Below are 17,628 nucleotides of genomic sequence, written 5' to 3' on the forward strand. Positions count from 1 at the left end.
CGGTCGGGGTACCCTTATCCGGTGGGCGCGCGCCCCTGTCCGACATGGCGCCCGGCGGCTTCGGGCCGCGCCATGCCCGCCTGCGACGCGGCGATGCCGTCCAGCGCGGTCAGGATCGCGGGCGGCGCGGCAGAGCTGCGCCCGGCCGCCATGTCCACATGCAGCAACATCTGTTCGATGGTGGCAATCGCGACCCCGTCCGCCGCGCGGCAGATCTCGACCCAGACATGCAGCCGCTTTTCGGAGTGATCCAGCAACTGCACCGACCCCCAAAGCGACGTGCCGACCCGGGCCTCGTCCAGGTGACGGATATGGCTTTCGACGGTGTAATAGCTGTGCCCACCCGCAACATAATCCAACCCCGCGCCGATCCGCGCCAGGAACGCATCGACCGTCTGCGAGCCGGCAAACAGATAGCGGCTTTCGGTCATGTGACCGTTATAGTCGATCCAGGACGGCAACACCGCGAAACGCGCGGTGATCAACCCGCGCGCCCCGTGTTCGTCCACAGGCGCGGCGGGCCGGGCCGCCGCCGCGATCCGGCGGTCATGGGCGTTCAGCACCCGCCCCGCGCCCCAATCGCGATCCTTCAGCGCGCGCAGGAACGCCACCAGATTGTCATCGCGGATGCGTTCCAGTTCGCGGATGCTGTGCTGGCCCGATTGCGCATCCGACTGCGTCGCGATCAGGTCGACCAGCCGCGCATCGAAGGGCGGCACATCCATCAGCCGGGTCCAGGGCCAGGACAGGGCGGGGCCGAACTGCGCCATGAAATGCTTCATGCCCGCCTCGCCCCCCGCGATACGATAGGTCTCGAAAAGCCCCATCTGCGCCCAGCGCAGACCAAAGCTCATGCGGATGACCTCGTCGATCTCTTCGGTGGTGGCGACACCGTCATGGACCAGCCACAACGCCTCGCGCCACAGCGCCTCGAGCAGGCGGTCGCCGATATGGGCGTCGATCTCCTTGCGGACATGCAGCGGATACATGCCCACGCCGCGCAACAGGTCCTGGACGCCCGCCAATGTCTCGGGCGGGGTCCGGGGCGAGGGGACGAGTTCGACCAATGGCAGCAGATAGACCGGGTTGAACGGGTGCGCGACCAGGATCGCCCCGGGGTTCCGCGCGCCCTGTTGCAGATCCGAAGGTTTGAACCCCGATGTCGACGACCCCACCGGCGCTTGTGGATTGGCGGCCTGTATTTCGGCCAGGATCCGGTGTTTCAGCTCCAGCCGCTCGGGCACCGATTCCTGGATGTAATCGGCGCCAGCCACGGCTTCGGCAATGCTGGTGGCCAGGCTCAGCCGGCCTTCGGCGGGCAGGCCCGCATCCGACAGCAGCGGCAGCGCCCGCCGGGCGTTGTCCAGCACCGCGTGCAGCTTGCGTTCCGCCTGTGGGTCGGGATCGAACAGCGCCACATCCCAGCCGTTCAGCAGGAACCGCGCGGCCCAGCCGCCGCCGATCACGCCGCCACCGATGATGGCCGCCTTCATGCCGTCACCTGCACCGGGGCGCGCTTGACCAGCCCCAGCCGGCTGCGCACCGCCTCCGGCCCGATGACGCGCGCGCCCAGGTTTTCGATGATACCGACCGCGCGCTCGACCAGTTCGGCATTGGTGGCCAGACGGCCCTTGCCCAGCCACAGGTTGTCTTCCAGACCGACACGCACATTGCCCCCCGCCAGCACCGCCGCCGCCACATAGGGCATCTGGTGCCGCCCCAGCGAAAAGGCCGACCAGATCCAGTCGTCGGGCACATTGTTGACCATCGCCAGAAAGGTGTTCAGATCGTCCGGCGCGCCCCAGGGCACGCCCATGCACAGCTGGACCAGCGCCGGGCCCATCAGCGTGCCCTCGTCCACCAGTTGCCGGGCAAACCACAGATGGCCGGTGTCAAACGCCTCGATCTCGGGCTTGACGCCCAGCGCGGTCATCATGCCGCCCATCGCCCGCAGCATGCCGGGCGTGTTGGTCATGACGTAATCGGCCTCGGCGAAGTTCATGGTGCCGCAATCCAGCGTGCAGATCTCGGGCAGGCAGTCGGCGATATGGCGCATGCGCACACTGGCCCCGGCCATGTCGGTGCCAGCGGGGTTCAGCGGCAGCGGGGCCTCGACATCGCCGAACACCATGTCGCCGCCCATCCCGGCGGTCAGGTTCAGCACCACATCGGTGCCGCTGTCGCGGATGCGTTCGGTCAGCTCGCGAAACAGCGCCGGATCGCGCGACGGCGCGCCGGTTTCGGGATCGCGGACGTGGCAATGCACGATCGCCGCTCCCGCCTTGGCCGCTGCGATGGCGCTTTCGGCGATCTGTTGCGGCGAGCGGGGCACATGCGGGCTGCGATCCTGGGTGCCGCCGGAACCGGTCACGGCACAGGTGACGAAAACCTCGGGATTGGGGGCAAGCGGCATCGGACTCTCCTGCGTTGTCGCCATATCCTAGCCAGCCCGCGCGGGAATGGTTTACCTTTCTGGCAGCCTGTTTAACATATTCGGAAAAACCTGCCCGCCCGCTTCAAGGGCAAAAGGATCGACATGGCGCAGTTTCCATTTCTGCCATCGGCCGAACCGCTGGACATCGATATCCTAGTGCTGCCGCAGGCCGCGCTGCTGACCGTCGGCTCGACAATCGATCCGCTGCGGGCGGCCAACCGGCATCTGGGCGCCCGGGCGTTTCGCTGGCGGATCCTCAGCATGGATGGCGGGGCGGTGCCGCTGACCGCAGGGGTGTCGCTGCCCGCCGATGCGGCATTGGGCGGTGGCCCCCCGGCATCGGGCCCCGCGCGGGCGCTTTTCGTGATCGCGGGCTATGGCGCGCGGGGCTTGTCGCAGGGGCCGCTGCTGCGGGATCTGCGGCGGCATGCGCGCGGCTGCCCCGTTCTGGCGGGGATCGACAGCGGGTGCTGGCCGCTGGCCGCCGCCGGGCTGCTGGCGGGGCGGCGGGTGACGACCCATTGGGAAGATCTGGAAGATTTCGCCGCCGCCCATCCCGAGCTGGAGGTGGTGCCCGACCGATACGTGATCAGCGGCCCCGTGCTGAGCGCCGGGGGGACCGGGCCGGTGCAGGATCTGATGCTGGACCTGATCGCCGCCCGGCATGGCGCGCATGTGGCGATGCAGGTGGCGGGCACCTTTATCATCGCCCAGCGCAGCGGCGCGGAATCCCAGGTAACCGCCATCGCCACGGGCCTGCGCGATGGCGGCGATCCACGGGTCAGCGCGGCGGTGGCGCGGCTTTCGGAATGTATCGACGCGCCAGAGCCCGTGGCCCGCACCGCCGCCGCCGTGGGCCTGTCCGCGCGGCGGCTTCAGACGCTGTTTCGCGCCCAGATCGGGATCGGTCCGGGCGAATACGCGCTGGAAATGCGGTTGCAGGCGGCGCGCCGGCTGGTGGTCGATACACGCCACCCGATGGCCGAGGTCGCGCTGCGCAGCGGCTTCAACTCGCTTCCCGCCTTCAGCCGCGCATTCCGCCGCCGGTTCGGACAACCGGCGGCTACCGTCCGGCGGTCGCACCGGTCCTGATCGACCCGGACGCCTTAGGGGTCGCGCACCGTCACCGCCGCCAGAATGCTGCGCACAACGGTTTCGCGCAGATGGGCCTGTGCCGGTGCGGAAAACAGCGCATCCCCGAAATTGATCGAAAAGGTCGTCTGGTTCGACACGTTGAAGAACGACATGGCGCTGATCTGCCAGTGGATTTCCAGCGGCGACACATCCGCGCGGAACACCCCCGCCGCCTTGCCCGCTGCACAGATCCGCGTGATCTGTGCGATGACGGGCGTATTGGTCGCGCTCAGCCGGTCGCTTTGGACCATGTGGTGGCCATCGTGGATATTCTCGATCATCACCAGACGGATGAAATCCTCGTTCGCGCGGTGGTGATCGAAGGTGAATTCGACCAGCTTGCGCAACGCATCGACGGGCGGCATCCCGTCCAGATCCAGCGCGGCCTCGGCCCGCCGCACGCTTTGATAAGCCTCTTCCAGAACGGCGCGATAAAGCCCCTCCTTGTCGCCGAAATAATAGAAGATCATCCGCTTCGAGGTCTGGGTCTTTTCGGAAATCACCTGGATACGCGCACCCGAAAGACCGTGCCGGGCGAACTCTGTCCGCGCCGCGCGCAGGATGTCGGCGCGCACCGCCTCTGGGTTCTGCTTCCACTTACGCGACTGTTTTTTCGGCTCTTTTTCGGTCTTTTCCATCGCCCGGGCGCGCCTCCTGTCTGTGGCCGAGACTAGGCCGTCGCGGCGCTTGCCTCAACCCTCATTTTAACCGCTCGGTACATTTGGATTGACCAAATTAACCACCGGGTACATTCTGAAGTCGTCGATTCGTCGACACCGATGGAGGAGGACAATCGTGCAGCCGCTTGAAACAGCGACAGAGCCTTGCGCGCTTTTGCGGACCGGTCTGGTCGGCAAGGGCATCGCCCTGTCGCGTACGCCCGCCATGCACATGGCCGAGGCACAGGGTCAGGGGCTTTGCTGCGACTATCGCCTGCATGACATGGACGCGCCGGAAAACGCCGGCATCACACTGGCGCAAAAGCTCGATCAGCTGGAACAGCTTGGCTATGCGGGGGTGAATGTCACCTATCCCTACAAGATCGCGGTGATCGACCACCTGACCGAAATGTCGGAAAACGCCGCCGCCGTAGGGGCCGTAAACACCGTTGTGTTTCGTGACGGCAAACGTTGCGGGCACAACACCGATCTGTGGGGGTTCGCCGAAGGCTTTCGCCGGGAATTCGGCAACACGGGCCACGATCACGCGCTGCTTGTCGGGGCGGGTGGGGCCGGTGTTGCGGTGGCGCATGCGCTGATCGATTGTGGCATTGCACGCCTGTCGATCCACGATACCGATCCCGACCGCGCCGCCCAACTGGCCCATCAGGTCACCCGCAACAGGCCCGGCGCCCGGGCACAGATCACCGAAGATATCGCCGCGCTGATCGCCCGCGACCGCCCGCAGGGCGTGGTCAACGCCACGCCGATGGGCATGGCGAAACTGCCCGGCTCGGCCTTTCCGGTTGCGCTTTTGTCGGCCGATATGTGGGTGGCCGATATCGTCTATTTCCCGCTGGAAACAGAGCTTCTGCGCGGCGCCCGGGCACGTGGCTGCCGCACGCTGGAAGGCGCGGGCATGGCCGTTTATCAGGCGGTGCGCGCCTTTGAACTGTTTACGGGGCGGCCCGCCGACCCCCAGCGGATGAAGGCGACATTCGACGCCTTCGATCACGAAACCCGCATTCTGCGGCCTTGAACGTTAACGGGAGGAAACATCATGACGTTTAACTGGACCAACCTTGCAGCCAGCGCTGCGCTGACCCTTGGCCTGGCGGCCGGCGCACAGGCACAGACCCTGCGCGTGGCGCATGTGGACCCCGACGAGTGGACCGCATCGAAGAAAGGCGCCGCCGCCCATATCTTCAAGAACATCGTCGAAGGCGAAACCGACCTGACGGTGGAGCTGTTCCCCGCGGGCGCCCTGGGCAACGAGACCGAGCTGGTCGGCCAGGTGCAGGAGGGTCTGACCCAGGTCGCCATCGTGTCGGGCGCGATGTCCAAGGCCTGTCCGGCGGCGGGTGTGCTGGATATCCCCTATACATTTTCGTCAGCCACCATCGCCTGGGACGTTCTGGACGGTGATTTCGGCGACGCGCTGGCCCAGCATTGCCTGGAACAGACCGGCCTGCGCACGCTGGCCTATGGCGAAACCGGTTTCCGCAATTTCACCAACGGCACCCGCGAGATCCGCACCCCCGCCGACATGCAGGGCCTGAAATTCCGCGTCCAGCCGATCCCGCTTTATGTCGAGATGGTCAAGGGCCTGGGCGGCGAGCCGACCCCGATCGCGTGGACCGAACTGCCCAACGCGCTGTCGACCGGTGTGGTCGATGGCCAGGAAAACCCGGTTGGCGTGATCTACAACAACGGCCTGCACAAGCTGCAGAAATACATGACGCTGGACGGCCACGTCTATGCCGCGGACTTCATCGTGATCTCGGACGAATTCTTCGCCACGCTTAGCCCCGCCGAACAGGCCGTGGTGGCCAAGGCCGCGCGCGTGGCGGGCAACATGGGCCGCTCGATCCAGCAATGGGGCACCGCCGAGGGCGTGAACAAGGTGCAGGAGGAAGGCATGCAGGTCTATGCCCCGACCGCCGAGGAAATCGCCATGTTCGCCGAAAAGGCACAGCCTGCCGTGGTGGAATATCTGCGCGGTGAACTGGGCGAGGACGCGGTCTGGATCGACCGGCTGCAACAGGCCGTCGCCGCCGCGAACTAGGCTGAAACCTACGGGCGTGCCGGTCCCGGCGCGCCCGCTTTCGACAGGGGCGCATCGATGCAACAGATACAGAACGGTTTCAGACGCTTCTTCGCCTTTGGGGCGGGATGTTCGATGGCGCTGGTGTTTGCGATCATCTTCTTCAACGCGCTGCGCCGGTACACCTTGGGCAAATCCATCGCCTGGGGCGAAGAGCTGCCGATCTATCTGACCATATACGGTGTGATGTTCGGGATCTCGTATGCCTATATGACCGACCGGCATATCCGGTTCGCCATCCTGGCCGATCTGCTGTCGCATCGGCTGCGCCATCTGCTGGCCCTGACCTCGGACCTGTTGACCATCGCCACCGGGATCACGCTGGCGCTGGCCGGTCACGCCTTTGCCCTGCGGCGCGGGCATATCGACAGTTCGGGCCTGAAATCCGCCGCCGACGGGCTGGCCACGACATTCGGCCTGCCCGTGCTGGAGGGGGTCGGCAAGCTGGGCACCTGGCAATATGCGATTGCCATCGGTGGCGGGATGCTGGCCATCGCCGCCGCGCTGCGGTTCGTCGCACGGCTGAGCGCAGCACAGCGGAGCACCCCCGCATGATCTATGCCATCCTGATCATTGGCCTTGTCATCGGCGCCCCCATCGCCATCGCCATTCTGGCGGCGCTTTTGGGTTTCATGGCCACCAATGACGCGCCCTATGCGATCCGCATCGTCGCGACCGAGGTCTTCCGCAGCCTGAACTCGTTTCCGCTGCTGGCCATCCCGCTGTTCGTCCTGGCGGGCGAGTTGATGAACGAAAGCGGCATCACCGGGCGGATCATCGCCTTTGCCAATGTCATCGTGGGCCGGATGCGCGCGGGGCTGGCAATGGTGAATATCTGGGCCTCGGTCATCTTCGCGGGCCTGTCGGGATCGGCGGTCGCCGACACATCCGCCATTGGCCGCGTCTTCATCCCGGAGATGGAGAAACACGGCTATGATCGCAGCTTTGCCGCCGCGCTGACCGCCGCGTCATCGGTCATCGGGCCGATCATCCCGCCCTCGATCCCGGTGATCATCTATGCGCTGATCGTGTCGGGCGTCTCGGTCCCGGCGCTGTTTCTGGCGGGCGTTATTCCGGGGCTGCTGCTGGCGGTGTTCCTGTCGGTCTATGTGATGCTGACGGTCAAGGTTCAGGACCCGCTGCAGGGCGCCGATACGCTGGCGGCCACGCCCCCGGGCACCGCGCTGCGTCAGGGGATCCTGCCGCTTCTGATGCCGGTCTTCGTCGTCGGCTCGATCCTGATGGGGATCGTCACCCCGACCGAGGCTGCGGCCTTTGCCGTCGCCTATGCGCTGGTGCTGGGGCTGTTCGTCTATCGCCGGATCACGCTTTCCGCCCTGCCCCGCCTGTTCGCCGACGCCATGCGCGACAGCTCGGTCATCCTGATCATCATCGCGGCCGTGGGCGCGGCGAACTGGTTGCTGACCTATAGCCGGGTGCCGAACATGCTGACCGACTGGGTGCTGGGCAACGTGTCGGGACAGACCGCGTTCCTGCTGGCGGTGATCGTGCTGTTCCTGTTCGTGGGCCTGTTCCTGGAAGGGATCGCCGCGATGCTGGTTCTGGTGCCCATCCTGCACCCGATTGCGGTATCGCTGGGCGTCGACCCGATCCATTTCGGCATTCTGGTCATCTTCAACCTGATGATCGGCCTGATCACCCCGCCACTTGGCCTGTGCCTGTTCGTGGCCGAGGGGGTCGCCAATGTGGGCATGGCCCGCCTGACACGGGCGATCCTGCCGTTCTTCTTGGTCGAGGTTCTGGTGCTTCTGATCCTGACCTTCGTGCCCGCAACCGTCACCTGGCTGCCATCGGTGCTGGGCTACTGACCCGCGCCAATCAAAGGACCCGCCCCATGAAAACCGCCATCGCGACCGTTTCGATCTCGGGCACGCTGACCGAAAAGCTCGGGGCGATCGCGACGGCGGGCTTCGACGGGATCGAGATCTTCGAACAGGATTTCATCGCCCATGACGGCAGCCCCCGCGACGTGGGCCGCATGATCCGCGATCACGGGCTGGACATTCCGCTGTTCCAGCCCTTTCGCGATTTCGAATGTCTGCCCGAACCGCTGCGGTCGCGGGCCTTTGACCGGGCCGAGCGCAAGTTCGATGTCATGCAAGAGCTGGAAACCGACCTGGTCCTGATCTGTTCGAGCGTCCATCCCGCATCGCTGGGCGGGATCGACCGCGCCGCCGATGACCTGGCCGAGCTGGGCGAGCGCGCCCGCGCTCGCGGTCTGCGTGTGGGGTACGAGGCGCTGGCCTGGGGCAAGCATGTGAACGATCACCGTGACGCCTGGGAAATCGTGCGCCGCGCCGATCACCCCAATATCGGCCTGATCCTGGACAGTTTCCATACGCTGGGCCGGGGCATCAGCCCTGAATCGATCCGCTCCATCCCCGGCGACAAGATCTTCTTTGTCCAGCTGGCCGATGCCCCGCAGATCGAGATGGATCTGCTGTACTGGTCGCGCCATTTCCGCAACATGCCGGGCGAGGGCGACCTGGCGGTTACGGATTTCATGCGCGCGGTGATGGCTGCGGGCTATCGCGGGCCGATCAGCCTGGAGATCTTCAACGACCAGTTCCGCGGCAGCAACGCGAAGATGGTGGCCCAGGACGGCTACCGGTCGCTGGTGGCGCTGATGGATGACGTAAACCGTGCCGAACCGGGCGTGGTGCCCGACGCCCCCGCCATCCCCCCGCGCATCCCCGTCACGGGGGTCGAGTTCGTCGAATTCGCCGCGCGCGGCAAGGATCACGACCGGATATCGGGGCTGCTGCGCTCGCTGGGCTTTGCCCGTGTTGCCACCCACCGCAACAAGCCTGTCGACCTGTGGCAGCAGGGCGCGATCCGTTTCGTGGTGAATGCCGATACCGAGGGGCACGCCGCGCATACCTGGAACGCGCGCGGCCTCAGCGTGTGCGATATCGGGCTTGGCGTGCCCTCGGCCCCGCAGACCGTGGACCGGGCAACCGCCCTTGGCGCCCGGACATTCGACCAGCCCCTTGGCCCGGGCGAGCGCGCGATCCCCGCCATCCAGGGCCTGCACGGGTCGGTCCTGCATTTCATCGGCCAGGACAGTGATGCGCAGGATGTCTGGCAGACCGAATTCGTGCCCACCGGCGAAGCGCCCCCCGCAGCCCCCCATCTGACGGCCATCGACCACATCGCCCAGACCATGAGCTATGAGGACATGCTGAGCTGGACGCTGTTCTATACCTCGCTGTTCGAAACCCGCAAATCGCCGATGGTCGACGTGATCGACCCCGACGGGATCGTGCGCAGCCAGGTGATCGAGGCCGCCGATGGCGCGCTGCGGGTGACGCTGAACGGCGCGGAAACCCACCGCACCCTGGCCGGCGACTTCCTGGCCAACAGCTTCGGCACCGCCGTGCAGCATATCGCCCTGCAATGCGACGACATCTTCGCCACCGCCGACGCGCTGGGGCGGCTGGGCTTCGAAAGCCTGCCGATGCCCGACAATTACTATGCCGACCTGGCCGCGCGCTATGACTTGGGCAGCGACCTGCTGGCACGTCTGCGCGCCGCGCATATCCTCTATGAAGAGGAAAACGGCGCGAGTTTCTTCCAGCTGTACTCGCGCAGCTTCGCCGGTGGCATGTTCTTCGAGATCGTTCAGCGCGCCCCACATTTCAAAGGCTTCGGGTCCCTGAACGCCCCCTTCCGCATCGCCGCACAGAAGCGCCTGGCCCGGGTCAAGGGGATGCCTGTGGCATAGGCGGAGGGTAACCCGCCGTTAACCTTGCTTGGCGATCTTGCGGGTATGTCAAACTATCTGCGAGCCCGCGCCACAGGCGCCTGCTACTTCTTTACGGTGAAACTCGCCCGGCCCGGGGATGACCTGTTGCTGCGCCATATCGATCTGCTGCGCGCGGCCTATCGCGCGACGGTTTCGGAACGCCCCATCCGGTGCGACGCGTTTGTCGTCCTGCCAGATCATCTGCACGCGATCTGGACGCTGCCGCCGGGCGACGAAGATTTCTCGACACGCTGGGGTGCGCTCAAGGCGCGTTTCACGCGCGCAGTCAAATCACACGGTAGGGTGGGGTTACACCCCACCGGTCCTTCCGCGTTGGTGGGGTGTAACCCCACCCTACCGCGATCCCGAAGCAAGATCGAAAAGGGCGACGGCGGGATATGGCAGCGCCGTTTCTGGGAGCATATGATCCGGGACGAAGCCGATTACACCGCGCATCTGGCTTATTGCTGGCGCAACCCGGTGAAACATGGACTGGCGAAGCGCGCGTCGGCGTGGCCCTATTCCTCTATCCATCGCGACATCCGGTTGGGGCTGGTCGGTTCTGAATGGCGCACTGAGGATTTGGATGGCCGATTCGGCGAGTAGGGTGGGGTTTTACCCCACCGACACCGTCAGACAGGGTGGTGGGGTGAAACCCACCTTACGCAAAGTCATAAAAAGGAAGGCGGCCCGAAGGCCGCCCGACATCAGACAAAGAGCCCGATTATCGTCAAGACGAGTGAGATGGTGCCGACAACATCGGCATAAGTAACCCGTCCTTCCAGTCGGAAGATGAACCGCATAGGATTAACCTTAGCGATGCCCGACATGTCGAGCCATTTCGTTGGCTCAGTACTTCTATACCGCCCTAGCGAGGCGGTTCGGAACGCTCCTGATGTACACTTGGAGCCACCTTTCGACGGCTACCCGCTCGGATTGTCCAGAACTATGCTGGGTTCCGTCGGACCGCCTTAGCAGGTACCCCGCTAAGGGCCCACACAGCCCCGCTAAGGGCTAGCCAACTTCAGAAGATTGCGGGCGCCGCAGGTCGGGCGCCCAGCGCATCCACGTCGAATCAGCCCCGCCGATTCTTGCTGGTTAAGAATAGAATATCGGCACAAACAGCGAACATCAAGTAATTTTGCTGTCATATTCGAACATCTGCACCCTACCGCGTGAACTTCTTGTACTTCACCCGCGTCGGCTCGACGCTGTCCGGTCCCAGACGGCGGATCTTGTCTTCCTCATAGGCCTCGAAGTTGCCTTCGAACCATTCCACATGCGCCTCGCCCTCGAACGCCAGGATGTGGGTACACAGACGGTCCAGGAAGAAACGGTCGTGGCTGATGATGACCGCGCAGCCGGCGAAATCTTCCAAAGCGGCTTCCAGCGCCTGCAGGGTTTCGACATCCAGATCGTTGGTCGGTTCGTCCAGCAGCAGCACGTTGCCGCCCGATTTCAGCAGCTTGGCCATGTGCACGCGGTTGCGTTCACCGCCCGACAGCATGCCGACTTTCTTTTGCTGGTCGCCGCCCTTGAAGTTGAAGGACGAGCAATAGGCGCGGGAATTGACCTGGGCGTCGCCCAGTTCGATCTGTTCCGCCCCGCCCGAGATCTCTTCCCACACGGTCTTGTTGCCATCCAGCGCGTCGCGCGACTGATCGACATAGGAAAGCTGCACCGTGTCGCCGAAGCTGACGCTGCCCTCGTCAGGCTGTTCCTGACCGGTCAGCATGCGGAAAAGGGTCGATTTACCCGCACCGTTGGGGCCGATCACGCCGACAATACCGCCGGGCGGCAGGGCGAAGGTCAGATCCTCGATCAGCAACCGGTCGCCATAGCCTTTTTTCAGGCCCTCGACCTCGATCACCTTGCTGCCCAGACGCGGGCCGTTGGGGATGATGATCTGCGCGCGGGACAGTTTCTCGCGCTCGGACTGGCCGGCCAGTTCCTCGTACGCCGCGATCCGGGCCTTGGATTTCGCCTGCCGCGCCTTGGCGCCGGCGCGGATCCATTCCAGCTCGCGCTCCAGCACTTTCTGCTTGGACTTGTCCTCGCGGCTTTCCTGCTCCAGCCGCTTGGCCTTCTGCTCCAGCCACGCGGAATAGTTCCCCTCGTAGGGGATGCCGCGGCCGCGGTCGAGCTCCAGGATCCAGCCGGTGATGTCATCCAGGAAATAGCGGTCGTGGGTGACGCACAGGATCGTGCCCTTGTAGTCGATCAGGTGCTTTTGCAGCCAGGCGATGGTTTCGGCGTCCAGGTGGTTGGTCGGTTCGTCCAGCAGCAACATGTCGGGCGCTTCCAGCAGCAGCTTGCAGAGCGCGACACGGCGTTTTTCACCGCCCGACAGGGTTTCGACCGGCGCATCGTCGGGCGGGCAGCGCAACGCCTCCATCGCGACGTCGATCTGGCTGTCCAGGTCCCACAGGTTGTTGCTGTCGATCTCGTCCTGCAGGGCGGCCATCTCATCGGCTGTCTCGTCGGAGTAATTCATCGCCAGTTCGTTGAACCGGTCCAGCTTGGCCTTTTTCTCGGCCACGCCCAGCATCACGTTTTCGCGCACCGACAGGTTGGCATCCAGCTCGGGCTCCTGCGGCAGATAGCCGACCTTGGCGCCCTTGGCGGCCCAGGCCTCGCCGGTGAAGTCCTTGTCGATCCCGGCCATGATGCGCAGCAGCGTGGACTTACCCGCGCCGTTGACCCCCACGACGCCGATCTTGACGCCGGGCAAGAAGGACAGGCGGATATTCTCGAAACACTTCTTGCCGCCGGGATAGGTCTTGGACACCCCATCCATGTGATAGACGTACTGATACGAAGCCATGTCGCGCATCCCTTGATTGCCGTTTGCCGTGGTGTAGCCGAGCGGACGGGCAAGGGCAATTGGCGCTGTGGCGCAAAGGGCCTAGGGTCCGGGCGAAAGCGCGGCGGCAAGCCGCGCGCGCAGCTTCGCGCCCTTGTGCGGGTTCAGCTGCTCCAGCCAGGCGATGCGCCCCTCAAGCCGGGTCAGAAAGGCGCGGTCGCCCCGGCGCGGATCGGCGGGATCGGACAGGTGGTGGATCTGTGCCTTGAGCCGGTCATAGTCGCGGCGCGACAGGTTCAGGTGCTGGTTCACCACGATGCCGGTGACGGTCTGGCGGTGATGGGCTGGCTGCACGCGCGTCTTGGCCGGGTTCAGGTGAAAACCGCAATCGGCGACGATGCCGGGAAGCGCGGCGCGCAGCACCGGGGCAATGCGCGCATCGCCCGAAAAGCACAGATCATCGGCATAACGGGTATAGGTCGCGTCCAAACGCCGGGCCAATCCCGCCAACCGCGTATCCAGCGTAAAGGCCACCAGATTGGCCAGCGCGGGCGAGGTTGGCGCGCCCTGCGGCAAATGGCGGCTGCTCAGGTGCCCGGCCGCCGCCAGCCCCGGCGTCGTCAGCACCCGCGCCGGTGTGTGCGCGGTGCAAAGCCCGGTCAGGTGCCGCGCCACGGGGGCGGGATAGCCAAAGCCGCGAAACAGCCCGTAAACGCGGTGCTGCGCGATCGACGGAAAGAACGCCGCCAGGTCGAACCGGACCACACCCCCCTCGCCCGCATGGCGGGCGGCGGCCATGGTGCAGTTCCGCCCGGCACGAAAGCCGAAAGCCGCGTCATGCGGCGGCACCCGCGCCAGGATCCCCCGCAGGATGCGGCGCTGCAGGGTCTTCAACAACGGCTTCGGCTCTTCGATCAGACGCAGGGTGCCGTCGCGCTTGGGGCGCAGGTGATGCCGGTAATGCGGGGCAAAGGCGTTGTCGGTCTGCGCCGACAGGCCCTTGAGATCGGCAAACCGGGTCAGTTGCGCGGTGGTCAAGCCCAGCCAGTCGGCCAGCTCTTCTGGGGTGGTCAGCGCGGGCAGTCCGCAGGTGGCGAAGGCCGGGATCGGCTGGAACCGCGCCGGGGTCCAGATATAGGCGGGCAATTCCCCGGTCTTGTCCGAGAACCGGACCAAAGCCCGCGCGGCGGGGCCGTCGCTTAGCGCCGCGGCGATCCGCTCCTCATCCGGGCTGGCGGCACCGGGAAAGCGGTCGTGCAGGTGGCGGGCGATGTCGCCCGCGCGGCTCTGAAACCGGCGGGGCAGCCGCCGGCGCAGATGCGCCGCGATCTGGTCGGCGGTCCAGTCGACATGCACCAATCCGCTGGCCAGCGCGGCAAAGACCGGATCGACGAGAACGCTCATGGGCAGAAACGGGCCTCAACCTGTCGTGTCCTGCATGACCCGCACTGGGTGCAGCCCAGTCCCGGTCATGCGCCGAATGTCCAGTGTAACGAGATTTGGGCGGGGAAGCCCCGCCCGGCCGGTTGCGCGGCCGCTTGAGACCCGTTTCTGTGCGCCCCAGCCTAGCCGGTTTCCGGGCTCCGTCAACGGTCTGGCCGGGGCCGGTTACAGGCGCTTTTCGAAGAACACATCCGGATAGGGATCGTCGTTGAACCGCCCGATCCGCTGCCAACCGGCGTTTTCATAAAGCGCCACCGCCTCAGGCAGGGCGGAATTGGTGTCCAGCCGCAGCGTATCGATGCCCAGATCGCGCGCGGTATCCTCGATCCGTGTCATCAGCCGCCGCGCCAGCCCCAGACCGCGCGCGGCGGGCGACACCCAAAGCCGCTTGACCTCGGCCACCGGACCGCCCGAACCCTTGAGGCCCGCACAGCCCAGCGGCAGACCGTCGGACAGCGCGATCAGGAAGACACCGCGCGGGCGGCGCATGTCATCGGCATCGGGATCGCGGCTGAGGTTCACATCGAACCCCTGTTCGAAACGCTGCTGAAGCTCGGCGTAATAGGCGCTCAGGCAGCTGCGGGCCTCCGCGCCCTGGGGGTCGCATTCAACCAGCGCAATCGCATCGCGGGACAGCGCCGTTGCCACCAGATCCATCGCCGCCAGCAGCGCGCCGGGATCGGGATGCGTCCGCAACAGCCGTTCGGCATGGGCATCGGACAGCGATTCATAGGCCGCGAATTCCGCCAACCCGGCCTCGGTCAATTCGGCAATGCGGTGCCGGGCGTCGTCGGGATCGGTACGCAGGCGCACCAGCCCCTCGTCCACCAGCCCCTTGAGCATCCGGCTGAGCAGGCTTTTGTCGACCCGCAGCCGGTCGCGGATATCGGCCACCGCGCAGCCGCCCGCCCCGATCGCGTGAATGACCCGCGCCGGCCCCAAGGGTCGCCCGCGCCCCAGGAACGAACTGTCCAGCACCCCGGTTTGCGAGGTCACGGCGCGGTTGAAACGGCGGATACGGGTGATCGGGTCGAATTCCATTTGGTTTACCTAGGTCAACCATTGACCCGCGTCAATCCGGTGTTTGGCATTGACAGGGCGCGCGGGGGAAGGGATGCAGGCGCGATGCGCCATGAACTGCCATATGCCCGCCCCGGTCAGGTGATCGGGTTGCTCGGGGGGTCCTTTGACCCGCCGCATCAGGGGCATGTGCACATCACGCTCGAGGCGATGAAGCGGTTCGGTCTGGATCGCGTCTGGTGGCTGGTCAGCCCCGGCAACCCGTTGAAAACCGAAGGCCCCGCGCCCATGGACCGCCGCATTGCCGCCGCGCGCGCGCTGGTGCAGCACCCCCGGGTCACCGTCACGGGGATCGAGGCGACGCTGGGCACACGCTATACCGCCGAGACGCTGAAGCGCATGCAGCGGCTTTACCCCGGTGTGCGCTTCGTCTGGCTGATGGGGGCCGACAATCTGGCGGGGTTCCACCACTGGGACCGGTGGGAACAGATCATGCGCAGCGTGCCCGTCGGCGTGATCGCCCGGCCCGGGCGGCGGCTGACCGCGCGGATGTCCAAGGCCGCCGATGTCTATGCCCCCTATCGCCTCCGGGGCCGCGATGCGCGTGGGCTGGCCACGGCCCATGCCCCGGCCTGGTGTTTCATCAATGTGCCGCTGGATCACACCTCGTCCACGGCGATCCGGGCGCGCGGCGACTGGACGCGCTAGGCCGGGATCAAAGGATCGTGGGTTGCCTGCGCGCGACGAATTTGATTCACTCCGCCCATGACACGCCCCGCGATCACATTGTCCCGACGTGCCCTGTTGGGCGGGCTGGCCGCCAGCGCGGCGCTGCCGGCCTGGGCCGAGGCCCCGGCCCGGTCAATCCGCCCGACGCCCCGGCCCGGCGGGCTGCACAAACAGGCCGTTCCGGAAATCGACACCTTGCTGGATCAGGCGCGGCTGGGGGGCAAGACAGGCTTCGTTGTGGCTGACGCCCGGACCGGTGCGGTGGTGGAATCGGCCAGGCCCCTGATGGCGCTGCCGCCCGCCAGCGTTACCAAGTCGCTGACCGCGATCTATGCGCTGGAAACCCTTGGGCCCGCCTATCGCTTCCGCACCCGGCTGGTGACCAACGGGGCGGTCACGAATGGCCGGCTGGATGGCGACCTGATCCTGTCGGGCAGCGGCGATCCGGTGCTGGACACCGATATGCTGGGCGATCTGGCCGCGCAGCTCAAGATCGCCGGTGTGCGCGAGGTGACGGGCCGGTTCCTGTACGATTCCGGCGCGCTACCCGACAAGCGCGCGATTGACCCCGAACAGCCCGATCATCTGGGCTATAACCCCGCGATTTCGGGGCTGAACCTGAATTTCAACCGGGTGCATTTCGAATGGAAACGCGCCAGCGAGGGGTTCGCCATCACGATGGAGGCCCGCGCCAGACGCTTTCGCCCGCAGGTGGGCGTGGCGCGGATGCAGATCGTCGACCGCAACGCGCCGGTCTATACCTATTCCACCAAGGGCGAGGTCGATAACTGGACCGTTGCGCGCGGCGCCTTGGGCAAGGGCGGAAGCCGGTGGCTGCCGGTCCGGCGGCCCGAGCTTTACGCGGCCGAGGTGTTCCGCACCCTGGCCCGATCCCACGGCATCGTGCTGGACCGGGGCGCGCCCGGCACCACCCCCGCCGATGGCACGGTGATGGCCGAACATGCCAGCCCGCCCCTGCAGGACATCCTGCGCGACATGCTGAAATATTCCACCAACCTGACCGCCGAGGTGGTGGGCATGACCGCGACCAAGGCCCGGCTGGGCCGGGTCGACAGCTTGGCCCAGTCCGCCCGCGCCATGAGCGACTGGTCCGCGCAGCGGCTGGGCACGCGGCATGCGGCGCTGCACGATCATTCGGGGCTGGGCGACGGCTCGCGCATCAGCGCCAGCGACATGGTGCGTATCCTGGTGGCGATGGGGCCGGATGGCGGGCTGCGGGATCTGCTGAAAGCGGTGAACCTGCCCAAGGACATGGCGGTTCCCGGGCCGGTTCAGCCCGATATCCGCGCCAAGACCGGCACGCTGAATTTCGTCAGCGCGCTGGCGGGATATATCCGCACCCCGGACGGACAGGATCTGGCCTTTGCGATCTTTTCGGCGGACGAGGACCGCCGCGCCGCGCTGAGCCGTGCCCAGCGCGAACGCCCCGATGGCGGCCGGTCATGGGCCCGGCGCGCCCGTCATCTGCAACAGCAATTGCTGAGCCGCTGGTCGGTGCTGCACGGCACCTGAGGG

15 protein-coding genes are annotated in these 17,628 nt (G+C 66.1%); 9 read left to right on the forward strand and 6 right to left on the reverse strand.

The features are described 5' to 3' along the window. Positions 1 to 14: 14 nt before the first annotated feature. A complete protein-coding gene (locus tag CLM60_RS08080; protein ID WP_095588644.1) occupies positions 15 to 1,493 on the reverse strand; it encodes a carnitine 3-dehydrogenase in 1,479 nt (492 codons plus the stop codon). After that, positions 1,490 to 2,413, reverse strand: a complete 924-nt coding sequence (bcoG, locus tag CLM60_RS08085; RefSeq protein ID WP_095588645.1) for a 3-dehydrocarnitine:acetyl-CoA trimethylamine transferase BcoG — start codon at positions 2,411 to 2,413, stop codon at positions 1,490 to 1,492. Before bcoG ends, CLM60_RS08080 begins: the two co-directional genes overlap by 4 nt. A 123-nt stretch (positions 2,414 to 2,536) precedes the next feature. On the opposite strand from bcoG, the gene CLM60_RS08090 reads away from it, so the two are divergent. Beyond that, positions 2,537 to 3,526 (forward strand): GlxA family transcriptional regulator, encoded by a 990-nt coding sequence (locus tag CLM60_RS08090; protein WP_095588646.1) that lies wholly within the window; start codon positions 2,537 to 2,539, stop codon positions 3,524 to 3,526. Between the two features lie 14 nt (positions 3,527 to 3,540). Here CLM60_RS08090 and CLM60_RS08095 read toward each other — a convergent pair whose 3' ends face one another. Continuing rightward, on the reverse strand, positions 3,541 to 4,206 hold the full coding sequence (locus CLM60_RS08095) for a TetR/AcrR family transcriptional regulator (RefSeq protein WP_095588647.1): 666 nt from the start codon (positions 4,204 to 4,206) through the stop codon (positions 3,541 to 3,543). Between the two features lie 157 nt (positions 4,207 to 4,363). Between CLM60_RS08095 and CLM60_RS08100 the strand changes: the two genes are divergently transcribed. From CLM60_RS08100 to CLM60_RS08125, 6 genes are read left to right on the forward strand one after another with little or no spacing between them, the layout of a single operon-like run. Beyond that, positions 4,364 to 5,266 (forward strand): shikimate dehydrogenase, encoded by a 903-nt coding sequence (locus CLM60_RS08100; RefSeq protein WP_095588648.1) that lies wholly within the window; start codon positions 4,364 to 4,366, stop codon positions 5,264 to 5,266. Between the two features lie 21 nt (positions 5,267 to 5,287). After that, positions 5,288 to 6,292, forward strand: coding sequence for a DctP family TRAP transporter solute-binding subunit (locus CLM60_RS08105; RefSeq protein ID WP_095588649.1), 1,005 nt, complete (start codon positions 5,288 to 5,290; stop codon positions 6,290 to 6,292). A gap of 57 nt (positions 6,293 to 6,349) precedes the next feature. Beyond that, positions 6,350 to 6,886, forward strand: coding sequence for a TRAP transporter small permease (locus CLM60_RS08110; RefSeq protein ID WP_095588650.1), 537 nt, complete (start codon positions 6,350 to 6,352; stop codon positions 6,884 to 6,886). Beyond that, on the forward strand, positions 6,883 to 8,160 hold the full coding sequence (locus CLM60_RS08115; RefSeq protein WP_095588651.1) for a TRAP transporter large permease: 1,278 nt from the start codon (positions 6,883 to 6,885) through the stop codon (positions 8,158 to 8,160). Before CLM60_RS08110 ends, CLM60_RS08115 begins: the two co-directional genes overlap by 4 nt. 26 nt (positions 8,161 to 8,186) lie before the next feature. After that, positions 8,187 to 10,076, forward strand: a complete 1,890-nt coding sequence (locus CLM60_RS08120) for a bifunctional sugar phosphate isomerase/epimerase/4-hydroxyphenylpyruvate dioxygenase family protein (RefSeq protein ID WP_095588652.1) — start codon at positions 8,187 to 8,189, stop codon at positions 10,074 to 10,076. A gap of 45 nt (positions 10,077 to 10,121) precedes the next feature. Continuing rightward, positions 10,122 to 10,703: an REP-associated tyrosine transposase gene (locus CLM60_RS08125; protein WP_095588653.1), complete on the forward strand. Its 582-nt coding sequence runs from the start codon at positions 10,122 to 10,124 to the stop codon at positions 10,701 to 10,703. Positions 10,704 to 11,265: 562 nt separating this feature from the next. Here the strand turns inward: CLM60_RS08125 and ettA are convergent. The 3 genes from ettA to CLM60_RS08140 all read right to left on the reverse strand — a co-directional run bounded on the left by ettA (position 11,266) and on the right by CLM60_RS08140 (position 15,384). Beyond that, complete coding sequence (ettA, locus tag CLM60_RS08130; protein ID WP_095588696.1) at positions 11,266 to 12,921, reverse strand: energy-dependent translational throttle protein EttA; 1,656 nt, start codon at positions 12,919 to 12,921, stop codon at positions 11,266 to 11,268. A gap of 81 nt (positions 12,922 to 13,002) precedes the next feature. Further along, entirely contained in the window at positions 13,003 to 14,304 is a 1,302-nt protein-coding gene (locus tag CLM60_RS08135) for a reverse transcriptase family protein (protein ID WP_095588654.1), read from the reverse strand. Positions 14,305 to 14,508: 204 nt separating this feature from the next. Next, entirely contained in the window at positions 14,509 to 15,384 is an 876-nt protein-coding gene (locus CLM60_RS08140) for a bifunctional helix-turn-helix transcriptional regulator/GNAT family N-acetyltransferase (RefSeq protein ID WP_095588655.1), read from the reverse strand. Positions 15,385 to 15,468: 84 nt separating this feature from the next. On the opposite strand from CLM60_RS08140, the gene CLM60_RS08145 reads away from it, so the two are divergent. Both CLM60_RS08145 and dacB read left to right on the forward strand, forming a co-directional pair. Continuing rightward, entirely contained in the window at positions 15,469 to 16,071 is a 603-nt protein-coding gene (locus CLM60_RS08145; RefSeq protein WP_095588656.1) for a nicotinate-nucleotide adenylyltransferase, read from the forward strand. 57 nt (positions 16,072 to 16,128) lie between these two features. Further along, positions 16,129 to 17,625, forward strand: coding sequence for a D-alanyl-D-alanine carboxypeptidase/D-alanyl-D-alanine endopeptidase (gene dacB / locus CLM60_RS08150; protein ID WP_095588657.1), 1,497 nt, complete (start codon positions 16,129 to 16,131; stop codon positions 17,623 to 17,625). Positions 17,626 to 17,628: the final 3 nt, after the last annotated feature.

This window comes from Actibacterium ureilyticum (genome assembly GCF_002285435.1).
GTDB classification, from domain to species: domain Bacteria; phylum Pseudomonadota; class Alphaproteobacteria; order Rhodobacterales; family Rhodobacteraceae; genus Actibacterium_C; species Actibacterium_C ureilyticum.